Raw genomic sequence first — 14,277 nt, 5'->3', positions numbered from 1 at the left:
ATACTACCTAAAATTTTTTTTAGTATAATACTTTGAAAATAATTTTCATCGTAATCGAGTATACTAAGCTATTCGACATTATAAAATTGTTTTCCTTCATTTAAATTTAAATTTGTTTTATTTTCCCTATTTTATCATTGCTCCTATAAAAATTCCAAATCCTTTTTTTGGGTTATTTTTCAAAACATATGTAATACTTCCAATTAATTTGTTATTTTGTACGATTGGAGCGCCACTCATACCTTGTATTATACCACCAGTATAATCTATTAAATCCTTATCTATTATCTCAATCTCCAAAGTTTTACTTTGTTTATCTATATTGTTGATTAAAATATCGTAAGATTCTACTTTATTATCATCTGATTGAAATAATACTTCAGCTTTTCCTAATTTTATATCTTTAAATCTAGCTACTTCCATCTTCTTTTTTTGATATTTATAAGATAAATTTTGATTTATTTTTCCCTCTATACCATAGTTAGAGTTTTCTAAAAAACTTCCAATTATCTCTTTATTGTCAAAATCTCCTTTTATATACCCTACTTTGCCCGAATTACTTTTTATAATTTCTAAATTTGATATACTCGAGATATTTCCTTCTTTTATTTTTAATTGTTTTTTAGTATCTATGTCATAAATAGGATGACCAATAGCATAAAATAGATTTTTTTGTGGGTCATAACATGTCATTGTACCAATACCCGACACCTTATCTCTAACCCAAAAGCCCAATTTATATATTCCATTTTCATGTTTAATTTTTATGGATTTCGTAATTATTTTACCATTACGCTCTAATTTTATGTTTACTTTATTTTTTTTTAATTTATTTAAAATATCGTATACATCTTGGCTGGAGTTTATTTTTGTATCTTCTATATATAAAATATTGTCGCCTTCTCTTAATTTATCTATGTATTCTATATTTTCTTCTTCATTTGCTAAAACTAAAACTCCATCTGTTTTTGCATTAATGCCGACAATATCTCCCAATACATATACATATTTTTTACTTTCAAAAAAATTTGCTACTACTTCAGTTTTTTTGTTATGTAGTATTATAATACTGAACAATAATATAAATACAACTAAATATATCCTTTTTATATAAATCACCTCTAATTCACAATAGCATATATTATGTTTTGTATTTTTTTATTATTTATTCATTAATTTTAAAAAAGATCCCTATTTTAAATTAATAGAGACCTTATATATTAATTCAATTGAGCTAGTTCAATTATTTCATGAGCATGCTCAATAGTCTTTTCAGTTATATTATTCCCTGCTATTAATCTAGCAATTTCATCTATTCTCTCATCAAATGTCAATTCTTTTATATTTGTATATGTTCTATCATTAGATGTATTTTTTTCGATTCTATAATGAGTATGTCCATTAGCCGCTATTTGAGGAAGATGTGTTATACATATAACTTGTTTTTTCTTACCTATTTTAGATAATTTTTCTCCTACAATTTGAGCTGCTATACCACTTATACCTGTATCTATTTCATCAAATACTAATGTATCTATTTCATCTATATCTGCTAGTATTGTTTTAAATGCGAGCATAAATCTAGACATTTCTCCACCAGATGCTACTTTATATATTGGCTTTATATCTTCTCCTAAGTTGAATGATGCCATAAATTCTACATCATCACATCCATTTTGATTAAATGCTATTTCTTTAAAATCAACTTGGAATGATACATTTTTCATATTTAAGCTGTGAAGCTCTTTTATTAAAACATCTTGTAGTTGTATAGCTACATCTTGTCTTGCCTTACTTATTTGCTTAGCTTTATCGTAAAGAACAGATTCTAACTTTTCTAGTTCTAATTTTAAGGATGCAACTTTTTCATCTCTATTTAAAATTTCATCTAATCTATCTTGTATTTTTTGTCTATATTCAAATATTTCTGTTACAGAACTTCCATATTTTCTTCTTAAGTTGTTAATTTGGTCTATTCTCTGTTCGATTTCTTCCATCTCATAAGGATTAAAACTTATATTTTCTTTATAGTCTCTGATTTCCCTAGAAATATCTTGAAGTTCGTACATAATTCTCTCTATATTTTCACTATACTCGCTTATATTCTTGTCATAAGAAGCAATATCAGCTAGCTCTTTTGCTGCCATTCCTATTAAGTCAACGGCGTTTACATCCCCTTCATATAATTTTTGATATGAAAGGCTTAAATTATTATATATCTTTTCACTATTTCTACATAGTTCTCGTTGAGCTTTTAGAGCGTCGTATTCTTCTTCATTTAAATTAGCTTCATCGATTTCATTAATTTGAAATTTTATTAAATCAATTTCTCTTTGAATTTCCATCTCATCTTTATTTTCATTTAAATCATTTAACTCTTTTTTTATTTTATTAAATTGGTTGTATGATTCTTTATAATTAGATTTTAAAGGTTCAATGTCTTTTTCTCCAAATAAATCTAAAAATTTAATATGTGTATCTTTATTAAATAGAAGCTGATTTTGATGTTGGCTATGTAAATCAACTATTGTACATGCAACTTCTTTAAGTATTGAAATCTTGACAGTTCGTCCATTTATTCTTGCTACACTCTTTCCGTCTGCATACATAACTCTAGTAATTATAATTTGATTGTCTTCATAATCAATATCATATTTATCTAAGACTTCTTTTAAATTGGAGCTTTGTGATGAAACTACTATTTCACAAATACCTTTATCAGTGCCCTTTCTTAAAAAGGACCTGTCGTATTTTTCTCCAAGACATAAACCAAGTGCTTCAATAATTATAGATTTTCCTGCTCCTGTTTCCCCTGTTAATATATTTAAACCGTTATTTATAGTTAGTCTAGACTCCTCAATTAAAGCGCAATTTTTCATATACATTTCAAGGATCATAGTAAACCCCCTCTTTCTCGACTAATTTTTGATTAATGATTTAATTTGTGTGAATCTTCCACAACTTTAATTACTTTTTCTTTATAGTCTTCTTCATTAAATGTATAACCTTCATTGCTGTTTTTTAAGTGAATAAGGTATTCTATATTACCTTCTGGTCCTTTAATAGGTGAATAATCTAGGTTTAATATAGAGAATCCAGTTTCTACAGCAAATTTTGAAACCATTTCGATTACTTCTACATGTGTTGATTTTTCTCTAACTACACCTTTTTTACCTACTTTATCTTTACCTGCTTCGAATTGAGGTTTTATAAGTGCTACGATTTCTCCACCTGGGCTAATTAAGTTATGTGCAACTGGAAGTACTAATTTTAAAGATATAAATGATACATCTATAGATGCAAAATCTGCAAACTCTTTAGTGTCTTCTATTGTTACATATCTTATATTAGTTCTTTCCATGCAGACAACTCTCTCGTCTTGTCTTAATTTCCAAGCTAATTGTCCATAACCTACATCTATTGAAAATACTTTTCTAGCTCCATTTTGAAGCATACAGTCAGTAAATCCACCAGTCGATGCACCTATATCCATACAAACTTTATCTTGTAAAGTTATATCAAAGTTTTTCATTGCTTTTTCTAATTTTAATCCACCTCTACTTACATAAGGTATTGGATTTCCTTTTACTTCTATTTTGGCATCAGTATTTACTTCTGTACCTGCTTTGTCGCATTTTTGATTATTTACAAATACTAATCCAGCCATTATAGATCTTTTTGCTTTTTCTCTACTCTCAAAAAATCCTTGTTCAACTAATAAAACATCTATTCTTTTCTTCATAAAATTACCTTTCATTTATTTTATAATAAATTTCTTTTTATTTTGTCTTAAATCATATTTTATTGCTAAAAAAAGAATATACTCTTTTAAATAAAGTATATTCTTTCTATCAATATTTTAAACATTAGAATTATATCATATTATTATTTTTTTTTCAATTTAAGAAATCTCTTAAATTTTGTTTTACTAAGACATCACTATCCCTATTATTATTCCTAATAAAGCTCCAAATAAAACTTCTTTTGGCGTGTGTCCAACTAATTCTTTTAGCTTTTTATGTTGGTCAAATTTCCCGTGGAAAAAGTCGTCTACTATTTGATTTAAAATCTCAGCTTGTTTTCCGACAGCTCTTCTAACTCCAGAAGCATCATACATTACAATAATTGCAAATACTGCTGTTATTGCAAATTCAGTAGATGCAAATCCTTTATCAAATCCCACAAGCATAGCTAATGATGTTACAAATGAACTATGCGAACTAGGCATGCCTCCTGAAATTATAATTCTTTTAAAGTCAATTCTTTTTTCTTTTCCCGTAAATATTTTTATAAATTGTGCTAAAAAACAAGAAAATATACTAATAAGTAAAATTCTATTTTGAAAAATGTCTGTCATATTTCCTCCTAAATATACTTTAGATTAGTGGTCTCTAGAAATTATATAGTCAGCTAAACCTTCTAAAAAGCTGAAATCCCCTGATATTTTTCTTATACTATCTTTTGCCTCTTCTATTAAATCTTTTGCTACTTTTCTTGATTTTTCAAGACCTATTAAAGTAGGATATGTAGATTTATGGTTTTCTAAATCACTTCCTACAGGTTTTCCTAATATTTTTTCGTCTCCAACTATATCTAAGATATCATCTACTATTTGAAAAGCCAAACCTATATTTTTGGCATATCTAGTTATATTTTGTAAATCTTCTTCTGTTGCATCTCCTATAATTGCGCCCGCTCTCATACATCCTACAATCATAGCAGCTGTTTTATTCATATGTATAAAATCTAGTTTCTCTTTTTCTATTGATTTATCTTCACTTTCTATATCTACAACTTGTCCGCCTATCATACCATATATTCCAGCGCCTCTTGCAATTTCATAGATAGCTTTTAGCCTTCTATCTGGATTTGATTTTCCTATTGATTCTTTAAGCATTATCTCGAAAGCATAATTTAAAAGAGCGTCACCAGCTAAAGTCGCCATTGCATCTCCAAATACTTTGTGATTAGTAGGTTTTCCCCTTCTAAAATCATCGTTATCCATAGCTGGCAGGTCATCATGGATTAATGAATATGTATGTATCATCTCTATCGCCATAGCAAATGGTACAGCTTCTTTTTCATCTCCTCCTACAATTTTTGTAGCTTCTAAAGTAAGTATCGGTCTTAATCTTTTTCCGCCAGCACTTAAACTGTAATTCATAGCTTCAAAAATCGTTTTTTGGTATCCCTCTTCTTTTGGCATATACTCTTTTAACAAATCCTCTATATATGCAGATTTTGTATTTAAATTTTCTTTAAATGCCATTTTTATTCCTCCTCTAAGTCGAAATCTTCTAGCTCTTGATCTTCATTAAATTTGCTTATCTTAAATTTCGCTTTATCAAGTAATTTATTACATGTAGCATAGAGTTTTATACCCTCTTCATAAAGTTTTAATGATTCATCTAGTGACGCATTGTTTGTTTCAAGTTTATTTAAAATTTCTTCTAACTTTGAGTAAGCTTGTTCATATGTAAGTTCCATTTTTATCCCTCTTTTTTATTAATTTTATTTACAGTGCAATCTAAACTTCCATCAGATAAAACTACTTCTATTTCATCGTTTTCTGATACTTTTAAAACACTATTCACAACTACATCTTCTTTATTTATTATACTATATCCTCTATCTAATGTTCTTAATGGGCTTAAATTATGAAGTAAAGAACCTAAATTTTTTAAGTTCATTTCTTCTTTATTTATTTTAGTTTCTATATTATTGTTTAACTTTTCTATAATCTTATCTAAATCATAAATTTTATCACTTATAATATAATCATTTAAAATAGTATTAATTCTATTAAATGTATATTTAAGTTTTTGTTCGTCATAATTAACTATATTAGTCAACGATTTATTCATCCTGCTTTTTATATTTTCTAATTTGAAATATAAATCATCTACATCCGGTATTGCAATTTCTGCAGCAGCTGATGGTGTAGGCGCTCTCATATCTGATACAAAATCACATATTGTAAAATCTATCTCGTGTCCTACAGCAGATATAATAGGTATTTTTGATTCAAATACACATCTGGCCACTTCTTCTTCATTAAATGCCCATAAATCTTCTATAGAACCACCGCCTCTACCGATAATTATCGTATCGACTTTGTGAATCTCATTGAAAAATCTTATACCTTCGCATATCTCATCTTTTGCACCCTCACCTTGGACTTTTACTGGATATAATTTTATATGAACTTTTGGATATCTCCTTTTTGTCACGTTTATTATATCTCTAATTACTGCTCCTGTTGGCGAAGTTACTACACCTATAGATTTTGGTATTTTAGGTATTGGCTTTTTATATTTATAATCAAATAAACCTTCTTTTTGCAATTTTTCTTTTAATTTATTAAATTCAATATATAGGTTTCCTATCCCTGCTATTTCTATATGTTTTATGTATAGTTGATAAGAACCATCTCTTTCATAAACTGAAATATATCCACTTGCTATTACTTTTGTTCCATTTTCTAAATTTAAATTTCTATCGTAGTCATTTCTAAAAATAACACAATTAATTTTTGAATTTTGATCCTTTAGCGATAAATACACATTGCCGCTACTATGAACTTTAAAATTTGAAATTTCTCCTTTAATTTTTAAGTTGCACAGTATAGGGTCATTTATCAAAATTCTTTTTATATACGAATTTGCTTCACTTACGTCTAAAGCCCTTATTTTCATATTTATTCTCCTAAATTTAAATTTTCAATTCCTATCAAAGCACAACCTACAGCATTATCTGTAGCTAAGTGAGACTCTGTAAAATAAGCTTTTACATTATACTTTTTCAATTTCTGAGTTAAATTTTTAGATATATATTTACTTGCAGATACACCGCCTGCAAATACTACTTCATAAGCTTCATATTTTTCACATAGATATTTAAGTGATTTTAGCATACATCTCACTATAGTATCCATAAGTAGTTTTGATAAGTAATATTTATCTATATTATCATCATTTTCCATTATTTTATTTAATTGATTTTCTAATCCAGATAAGTTCATATATCCGTCTTTTACACTAGTTTTCAATCCATTTTCTATTTTTATATCGGATTTTAATGCATTTTCGTCTATATACTTACCACATGGGAAATTATAAGAAAGTTTTACACCTAGTCTATCTATTAGTTGTCCAAAACTTATATCTTTTGTTCCACCGATAATTTCAAATTCATAATCGTTGTATTCATTTTTATTTACTAATACTATTTCTGTAGTTCCTCCAGACATATGAACTGCCAAAAATCTATTTTCGTTTAATAGATTTTTCCCTAATAAACTAGATTTTATATGATTTTCTTGATGTGTTGTCTCGAAAAAAGGACAATTATGTGTTGCACTAATTAATTTTCCTGCATTTAGCCCTACTGTAAAAACTGGCATATAAGAGCCATCTATTGGTCTTGGTTTTTCAGAGACACACACTCCAACTATATTGTAGTTTTTTAACTTTTCACTTATATTCTCACTTAATATTCCTATATTAGATATATGTTGAAAAACACCTTCACTTTGTCTAAGCCCTTTTGAATCTTTGTCAACTTTAAGCATTATTTTTTCACTTAAAATTATATCCTTATTTAAAGAGATAGCTGCTATAGAAGTTGTATAGCAGCTAGTATCTATTCCTATTACAATGTTATCTCTCCTTGATCTCATTTACAACACTTCCTAAAATTCCGTTTATAAATTTAGGTGTTTTTGCTTCACAATACATTTTTGCTAAATCTATAGCTTCGTTTATAGAAACTCTATCTGGTATATTTAAATCAGATAATATTTCAGCTATTGCTATTTGTAATATTGCTAAGTCTATTTTTGAAAATCTATTTATAGACCAGTTTTTCGCGTTGTTTTCTATAAGTTCATTTATATAATCAATTTTGAATCTTAAAATATCACACATTTCATTTAAGTAAACTCTATCAACACATTTTTCTAATGAAAGTCCTTCAAAGTCTACATCTTTGTCTGAATAAGTTAAAACTAATTCTTTATATCTACTTACTATGTATTCTTTGTTGTTTTGTAAGAATTCTTCCATTTCATTTTCTAAATCAGTTATATCTCCGTTTGATATATATGTTTGATACATTAATTTCATTAAATATTCTCTACTTGTCTCTCTTTTTGCTCTTATGTTTTTCATATTTAATCCTCCTTCAGACTTATTATACACTATATTGCAATAAAAAAACCCTCTGATTTTTCAGAGGGTTTTTATTGCTTACTCTGCTATTGTTATTTCATCGTCTTCGTCATTTTCATCATTTTCTTCAGATTTTGATGCTTTTTTAGCTTCTTTTGCTAATCTAGCTTCTTCTTTTTTTGCAGCTTTAGCTAATTTAGCCTCTTCTCTTTTATGAGCTTTTGCTTCTTCTTTTTCTGCTTTTTCTTTATAGAAAGTAATTCCTTGTACATGTACATTTACAGTAGATACTTCTAGTCCAGTCATTGTCTCTACAGTATTCTTAACATTTTCTTGTATTTTGAAAGCTGTATCTGGTATAGATTCTCCAAATTCGATATTAACATAAATATCTAATATTATTTGTTCTTCATCTATTTGAATTTTTACACCATTATTCTTAAGTAGTTTATCTGTTATTGTAGTTATTGTTTCTACATTTTCAACTTCTAAAGCTGCTAATCCAGCTATAGTAACTATCACTTCGTTTGATATTTTAACTTGTCCTAAATTATTATTTTCCATGACACACTACCCCCTATTCTTAGGTTATTATTTATTATATAATATCAAATCCTTTTATAATTTGCAAGAAATAAGGCTTAATTTTATTATAAACCCATTCTTATCAATTTATTCTAAAATTTATCAATTATCTATTATTTGTAAGTTTTATATTTTCGCGACTGATTCCAGATTGATTTGAAACTATATCAAATATTTTAGTCGCATCATTTTGTTTAATTTCTTCCATATTTACGACAACATTTGCTTTATCTCCGTCTATAAATACTATTGCTTCATCATATCCTTTAGCTAAAAGTAAATTCTCTATTTGTAGTTCTGTATCGCTGTTTTTTACTATTGAAACCTTCATGTTTGATGCTTCTACTTTTGCTTCATCAGCTGTAGATGGATTGTTTATTATTTCATTTAGTTGTTCTGTAAGTTGATTTCTTTGTTTTTCTCTAGTCATTTTCATATCTACTATATATGTATCGCTATCTATATTTTCCTTAGAATTTAGCGTATCTTCTATTTCTTTGCTTGTCTCTTTAGCCAAGTTTTCTACGTCTGAATTTTCTTTAGCTGTATCTTTAGTATTATCTTTAGAATTAGAAGTTTCTGTAGATTTATCTTTATCATCAGTAGTTACTTTGCCATCTATACTATCTACTAATGTAGTATCATCAGGAGAATTTTTATCTATTTGAGCTTGTTCATAAGCCTTAAATTCATCTGAAACACTAAGTGTTGAATCTTTGCTAAGTTGATAATTAACTACACCTACTGCAATCAACATCAAACTCAATGATAAAACTACAAATCCCCTGTTTTTATAATTAAATTTCATAAAATCCCCCCTATTTTTTTATGCAAAGTATTTATTTAGCATAAACTTCAACTTGATGTCCTGATATTTGAAGTGCTGTTTGAACAGCTTCATATAATGTCTGTTTTACTTGAGCATCTTTTGCTCCACTTGCAACTACTAAAACACCTTTTATCTTTGCTTCTTTAGTCTTTATAACTATAGGATCAGAAGAATTTGAAGTGACTAGTGTTTTATTTTCACTTGATGTTTCAACTGTTCTTTCTCCACCTGAAGAATCTGTTTCTGATGTAGTTTCTTTTGTAGCACTTGAATTATACGCTGGCTCTATTTCTTCGCTATTATCATAAGTAATCATAACAGATACATCACCTGAACCATTTATCTCTTTTAATATTGCTGTAAGCTGTTTTTCTAAATCATCTTTTTCTTTTTCACTACTAGAGGCTTGTTGAGCTTCTTCACTTTGCTTTGTTGTTGTATTTTCCTCTTTTTGTGCATCAGCTACCTTTTCTTTTCCTTGTATTATATTTAGCGCTACTAGACTTACAACACATAGCGCACCTACAACTAATAAGCTTATCAATTTTTTCTTTTCCTTTTCATTAAAATTTATTTTTTTAAACATAAAACTCGCTCCTATTAATCAATTTCAATTTTATCAATCGATACTTCCAAGATTTTTATCAAGTCGTTTTTTAATTTATCTTTATTCTCACTTTTGTTTGTCGTATTATTTTTAAAAACTTCGCTGTCTTTGCTCGAACTATCTTTATCTTTACTATTTTCTTCCAATTCAGAATCTCCTTCATTATTTTTTTCTTTTATTTTAAGACTTTCTATATCAGTTCCATTAAAATCTATATCTTCAAGTTCATATCCATATTCATCTAATTTCATTTTTAGTACATCTTTTAAATTGCTCTGGTATTCACTATCTAAGTTAAAATTGCTGTTATTATCAACTAAATCTTTATTACTCTCTACATATCTTTCGTTATAATCAGTCATAGATTTTAGTATCTTATCTTCAAATGACTCGTCACTTGAGAAAAAACCTACAATTGGTGAAATTACAATAAATATAAATATAAAATTGCAAACTAAATTAATATAAGGTTTTAATTTACTTTCTGGAAGTACCATATCTACTATATTTATAATAAAAGCTCCTATTAAGATACAGATTATCCAACTTTTAATCTCATCCACCCCCTTAGATTAATTTATATTTTTATTAAACTTTTTATAATTTTTATCTATGAAGTAATACTAAGTGATGTCAAAATACTTATCGTCACAAAAAACATTATTAGTACTGCTAATACAGAAATTAAAATAACTGTCATAAGTTTAGATGTTTCATCCATAAAGGAAGATATATTTTCCTCTCCTATAGGTTCAACTATTGCAGCACCTATTTTATATACTAGAATTATTGAAAAAATCTTTATGAGAGGTATAAAGCAAATTCCAACTAATAAAATAAGTCCAACTGCTCCAAAAATATTTTTTAATAAAATCGAAGAAGATAACAATAAATCTACTGAATCTGATACGAAACTCCCTATAACAGGTATAAAACTTCCTACTGCAAATTTAGCGCTTTTTACAGCAAACTTATCAAATGATGTAACATATATCCCTTGTATAGATACAAGACCTAAGTAAACTGTAAAAGCTGCTCCTACAATTACTACATTTGCTTTTTTAAGTAATTCTGAAAATCTCTTTAATTTTATGTTTTTAGATAGGTTATTTATAACTAGTACGCAAAATGCCAATGTTATAAGTGTAAAAATAACATTTTTAAATACCATATTTATTATAGACACACCTCCCACAAACACTGGTGATAATGTTGCTGATGTCGTTGTAAGACCCCCTACTGCTAATAATGTCAATAATATCGGTACAATTACATTGACTATGCTTATTATGCTATTTACTGTTGTATATGCAATTGATAATACATCTTTAAAATTGACTAATACTAACGTAACCATAGTTATAAAAATTATGTAATTTACAATTTTGCTTACTTCACCTGATGAAAAAGAGCCTTCTATACTTTTGAGAATTGATGATAATAATGCTAAGACGATTATCATAGTAATTACTTTTAGACTTGCTATTAATTGATCTATTACTAATTTTTTTATATTTTCGGTATTTATTAAATCTGTAAGTTTAGCATCTCCTTTGATTAAATCCTTTGCAAATTGCTTTAAATCTATATTTTTAAAGATTTCATTATCTTTAAGTTCTTCTTCCAACTTACTTATATTAATTTTTTCTAATTGCCTATTTATATAATTTTGTGATGTTTCATCTGATACTTTGTATTGTTGTGTACTTGACTCTGTATTGTCTTTATTTTCATTTGCAAAACTTATATTATTCATAGATATTATAAAAAATAAAGCTATTAATATTATTTTAAATTTATTTTTCATAATCTTTCTCCTACGGTATAATTCCGATTATCGCATCTATTATTGATAGCAGTATCGGAAAAGACATACTCATAATTATAATTTTTCCACCGAACTCGAGTTTAGCAGCTATATTGTTTTCCCCGCAATCTTTACAAAGTGACACTGCAAACTCCATAATATATGCTATTCCTATTAATTTTATTATTAAAGATATGTACATTGATGGAATATTTGCTCTGTCAGCCAGTTTATTTATTTCTTCTACTATAAAATTTAGTTTTAAGATTACAGATAGAAGTATAATTACTCCAGCAGTAATAGCTATAAAATTTGCAAATTCCGGTCTGTCCTTTTTTATGAATAAACAAAGTATGGTTGATATTATGGCAATTCCTATGATTTGGATTATTTCCAAAATACCACCTCCATTTTATTTTTCTGTTGTAACTTAAATTTTTAATATAATTTAAACATTGTTCTAACAGTATTGAATAAATCGCTTATTTCCCCTATCACAAGCCCCAAAACAATTACGACTCCTGCAAGGGTTGTAAGTGTTGCCCAGTCACTTCTATCTACTTTTGTCAAAATCATATTTAAAACTGATATTAAAATTCCTACACCAGCTACTTTGAATATTAAAGTTATATCCATACTCTCATCTCCTAAATTAAAATTATCCCTATACATATTCCACTAAATGTTATTAGCTTTTTATAGAGATTACCTTTGTTTTTTATATCTTCTTTACTTTCTATTGTTAGCTTCTTTAGATTTTCTACTGTTAAATCTATTAATCTCTCTTGGGATTCTACTTCACTTTTACCAAGAGATAAAATTAACTTTTTAAATTCTTCAATTTCGTTTTCTTTTAAATATGTATTTTTATATAAAATATTTATTGTATCTTGTAAAATCTGTTCTATTGTTTTTCCATCTTCTTTTGAAAGTTCATCTGCAAATTTTAAAAAGAACTCACTAAAATCATATTCATCTTTGACTGCTATATTTCTAAAAATTTCTTCTAATGTATACATTCCAAAAGCTAAATCCATTCTCATTATCTCTAATACCCTAATTAAATCATTTAGTTGTTTATGTCTTTTTATATATCTTTTAGATATATCTTCTCCTACTAAATAACTACATCCGATTAACATTCCTACTAATATTATTTTAATTTCCAAAATACCATCTCTTTTCCTGCAAATCATAAATTTTTTCTACTGTACCAGGTCCGTTTCTCGAAGATAATATGATTGCTTTTTTAAATAAGTTTCCATCTAATAGACGCCTTAATTCCTCTCTATTTTGTATATCTTCGATAGAATCCCCATGTACTGTTGTAATTAAGCTTACACCGCCATTTAAAGCCGTATATAATGCTTTTATTTCGCTTTCGTTGCCTATTTCATCAGTTACAATTACATCTGGCGACATAGATCTTAAAACCATCATGATTCCTAAGTCTTTTGGACAAGTTTCCATAATATCTGTTCTAATGCCTACATCTAGTTGGGGAATCCCCATACATGAGCCTCCTATTTCATTTCTTTCGTCTATTAATGCTACTTTTACTCCCTTAAATCCATATTCTCTATTTCCATTGCTTATATTTCTGACTATGTCTCTTAAAATAGTAGTTTTACCACATTGTGGTGGTGAAATTATTATTGTATTGTTTATTTGATTTTTATTTTTTATTACGTGTTTTAAAACTTTTTTTGAGCATCCTTTAATTTCTCTAGATATTCTTATATTAAGTGATGAAATATGCTTTATATTTTTTACTTGTCCATTTTCTATTATTACCTTACCTACTATTCCTATTCTGTGGCCCCCCCTCAGCGTTATAAATCCCTTTTTAATATCATCTATAAAAGAATGCACCGAATATTTACATATAATTTGAAATGTCTCTTCTATATCTTCTTTTGTGACTATATATGGATTTTTCATTTCTAAATCCAAATTACTTGTCTTGTCATTATAAAAATAATCCTTGGAGTCTCCATTTATTATCAATGGCTTATTTACTCTAAGTCTTATTTCTTCAATATTTACTTCATCATTTATTATGCTTTTTATCTTTTTTCTCAAATTAATCGATAGTGAGTTAATAATTTCATCTGAAAGTTTCATGATATCCCTCCTTCTTGTTTATAAATATATATTTATTTTGATTAAAAATTATTACTCTTATTGTGTATGTAATTTTATACGATGAATTATCATATTAAGTGCAACACTTAAAAATGGATAAAAAAATAGCTCATAAGTTTATGTTCATGTTACAGTA

At 27.2% G+C, this 14,277-nt stretch carries 18 protein-coding genes; all 18 read right to left on the bottom strand.

What is annotated here, in order from left to right; all coding sequences use genetic code 11:
- Positions 1–126: 126 nt before the first annotated feature.
- Positions 127–1,077: a SpoIVB peptidase S55 domain-containing protein gene (locus I4U58_RS08290; protein ID WP_243269586.1), complete on the bottom strand. Its 951-nt coding sequence runs from the start codon at positions 1,075–1,077 to the stop codon at positions 127–129.
- 143 nt (positions 1,078–1,220) lie between these two features.
- Complete coding sequence (gene recN, locus I4U58_RS08285; RefSeq protein ID WP_195930827.1) at positions 1,221–2,897, bottom strand: DNA repair protein RecN; 1,677 nt, start codon at positions 2,895–2,897, stop codon at positions 1,221–1,223.
- 32 nt (positions 2,898–2,929) lie between these two features.
- Positions 2,930–3,742: a TlyA family RNA methyltransferase gene (locus I4U58_RS08280; RefSeq protein ID WP_195930826.1), complete on the bottom strand. Its 813-nt coding sequence runs from the start codon at positions 3,740–3,742 to the stop codon at positions 2,930–2,932.
- Between the two features lie 186 nt (positions 3,743–3,928).
- On the bottom strand, positions 3,929–4,357 hold the full coding sequence (locus tag I4U58_RS08275; RefSeq protein WP_195930825.1) for a divergent PAP2 family protein: 429 nt from the start codon (positions 4,355–4,357) through the stop codon (positions 3,929–3,931).
- Between the two features lie 24 nt (positions 4,358–4,381).
- Positions 4,382–5,269, bottom strand: a complete 888-nt coding sequence (locus I4U58_RS08270; protein WP_195930824.1) for a polyprenyl synthetase family protein — start codon at positions 5,267–5,269, stop codon at positions 4,382–4,384.
- A gap of 2 nt (positions 5,270–5,271) precedes the next feature.
- Positions 5,272–5,487, bottom strand: coding sequence for an exodeoxyribonuclease VII small subunit (xseB, locus tag I4U58_RS08265; protein ID WP_195930823.1), 216 nt, complete (start codon positions 5,485–5,487; stop codon positions 5,272–5,274).
- A gap of 2 nt (positions 5,488–5,489) precedes the next feature.
- The gene (gene xseA / locus I4U58_RS08260) at positions 5,490–6,695 is read right to left on the bottom strand and encodes an exodeoxyribonuclease VII large subunit (RefSeq protein WP_195930822.1); all 1,206 of its coding nucleotides are present in this window, start codon (positions 6,693–6,695) and stop codon (positions 5,490–5,492) included.
- A 2-nt stretch (positions 6,696–6,697) separates the two neighbouring features.
- Positions 6,698–7,678 (bottom strand): O-sialoglycoprotein endopeptidase, encoded by a 981-nt coding sequence (locus I4U58_RS08255; protein ID WP_195930821.1) that lies wholly within the window; start codon positions 7,676–7,678, stop codon positions 6,698–6,700.
- A complete protein-coding gene (nusB, locus tag I4U58_RS08250; protein ID WP_195930820.1) occupies positions 7,659–8,168 on the bottom strand; it encodes a transcription antitermination factor NusB in 510 nt (169 codons plus the stop codon). Before nusB ends, I4U58_RS08255 begins: the two co-directional genes overlap by 20 nt.
- A gap of 78 nt (positions 8,169–8,246) precedes the next feature.
- Entirely contained in the window at positions 8,247–8,732 is a 486-nt protein-coding gene (locus tag I4U58_RS08245; protein ID WP_195930819.1) for an Asp23/Gls24 family envelope stress response protein, read from the bottom strand.
- A 127-nt stretch (positions 8,733–8,859) separates the two neighbouring features.
- Positions 8,860–9,561, bottom strand: a complete 702-nt coding sequence (locus I4U58_RS08240; protein WP_195930818.1) for a SpoIIIAH-like family protein — start codon at positions 9,559–9,561, stop codon at positions 8,860–8,862.
- 31 nt (positions 9,562–9,592) lie between these two features.
- The gene (locus tag I4U58_RS08235; protein WP_195930817.1) at positions 9,593–10,168 is read right to left on the bottom strand and encodes a stage III sporulation protein AG; all 576 of its coding nucleotides are present in this window, start codon (positions 10,166–10,168) and stop codon (positions 9,593–9,595) included.
- A 14-nt stretch (positions 10,169–10,182) separates the two neighbouring features.
- Positions 10,183–10,752 (bottom strand): stage III sporulation protein AF, encoded by a 570-nt coding sequence (locus I4U58_RS08230; RefSeq protein ID WP_195930816.1) that lies wholly within the window; start codon positions 10,750–10,752, stop codon positions 10,183–10,185.
- Between the two features lie 47 nt (positions 10,753–10,799).
- On the bottom strand, positions 10,800–11,996 hold the full coding sequence (gene spoIIIAE, locus I4U58_RS08225; protein ID WP_195930815.1) for a stage III sporulation protein AE: 1,197 nt from the start codon (positions 11,994–11,996) through the stop codon (positions 10,800–10,802).
- A 10-nt stretch (positions 11,997–12,006) separates the two neighbouring features.
- Positions 12,007–12,393 (bottom strand): stage III sporulation protein AD, encoded by a 387-nt coding sequence (gene spoIIIAD, locus I4U58_RS08220; RefSeq protein WP_195930814.1) that lies wholly within the window; start codon positions 12,391–12,393, stop codon positions 12,007–12,009.
- 41 nt (positions 12,394–12,434) lie between these two features.
- On the bottom strand, positions 12,435–12,632 hold the full coding sequence (gene spoIIIAC / locus I4U58_RS08215) for a stage III sporulation protein AC (RefSeq protein ID WP_195930813.1): 198 nt from the start codon (positions 12,630–12,632) through the stop codon (positions 12,435–12,437).
- 11 nt (positions 12,633–12,643) lie between these two features.
- On the bottom strand, positions 12,644–13,165 hold the full coding sequence (locus tag I4U58_RS08210) for a stage III sporulation protein AB (protein ID WP_243269585.1): 522 nt from the start codon (positions 13,163–13,165) through the stop codon (positions 12,644–12,646).
- A complete protein-coding gene (gene spoIIIAA / locus I4U58_RS08205) occupies positions 13,155–14,120 on the bottom strand; it encodes a stage III sporulation protein AA (RefSeq protein WP_195930811.1) in 966 nt (321 codons plus the stop codon). The genes I4U58_RS08210 and spoIIIAA overlap by 11 nt, the downstream gene beginning before the upstream one ends.
- Positions 14,121–14,277 lie beyond the last annotated feature (157 nt).

The organism is Clostridium sp. 1001270J_160509_D11 (genome assembly GCF_015667935.1).
GTDB lineage: Bacteria > Bacillota > Clostridia > Peptostreptococcales > Peptostreptococcaceae > Intestinibacter.
The sequence above is the reverse complement of the archived record's forward strand: the minus strand, read 5'-3'. Positions and strand labels throughout refer to the sequence as shown.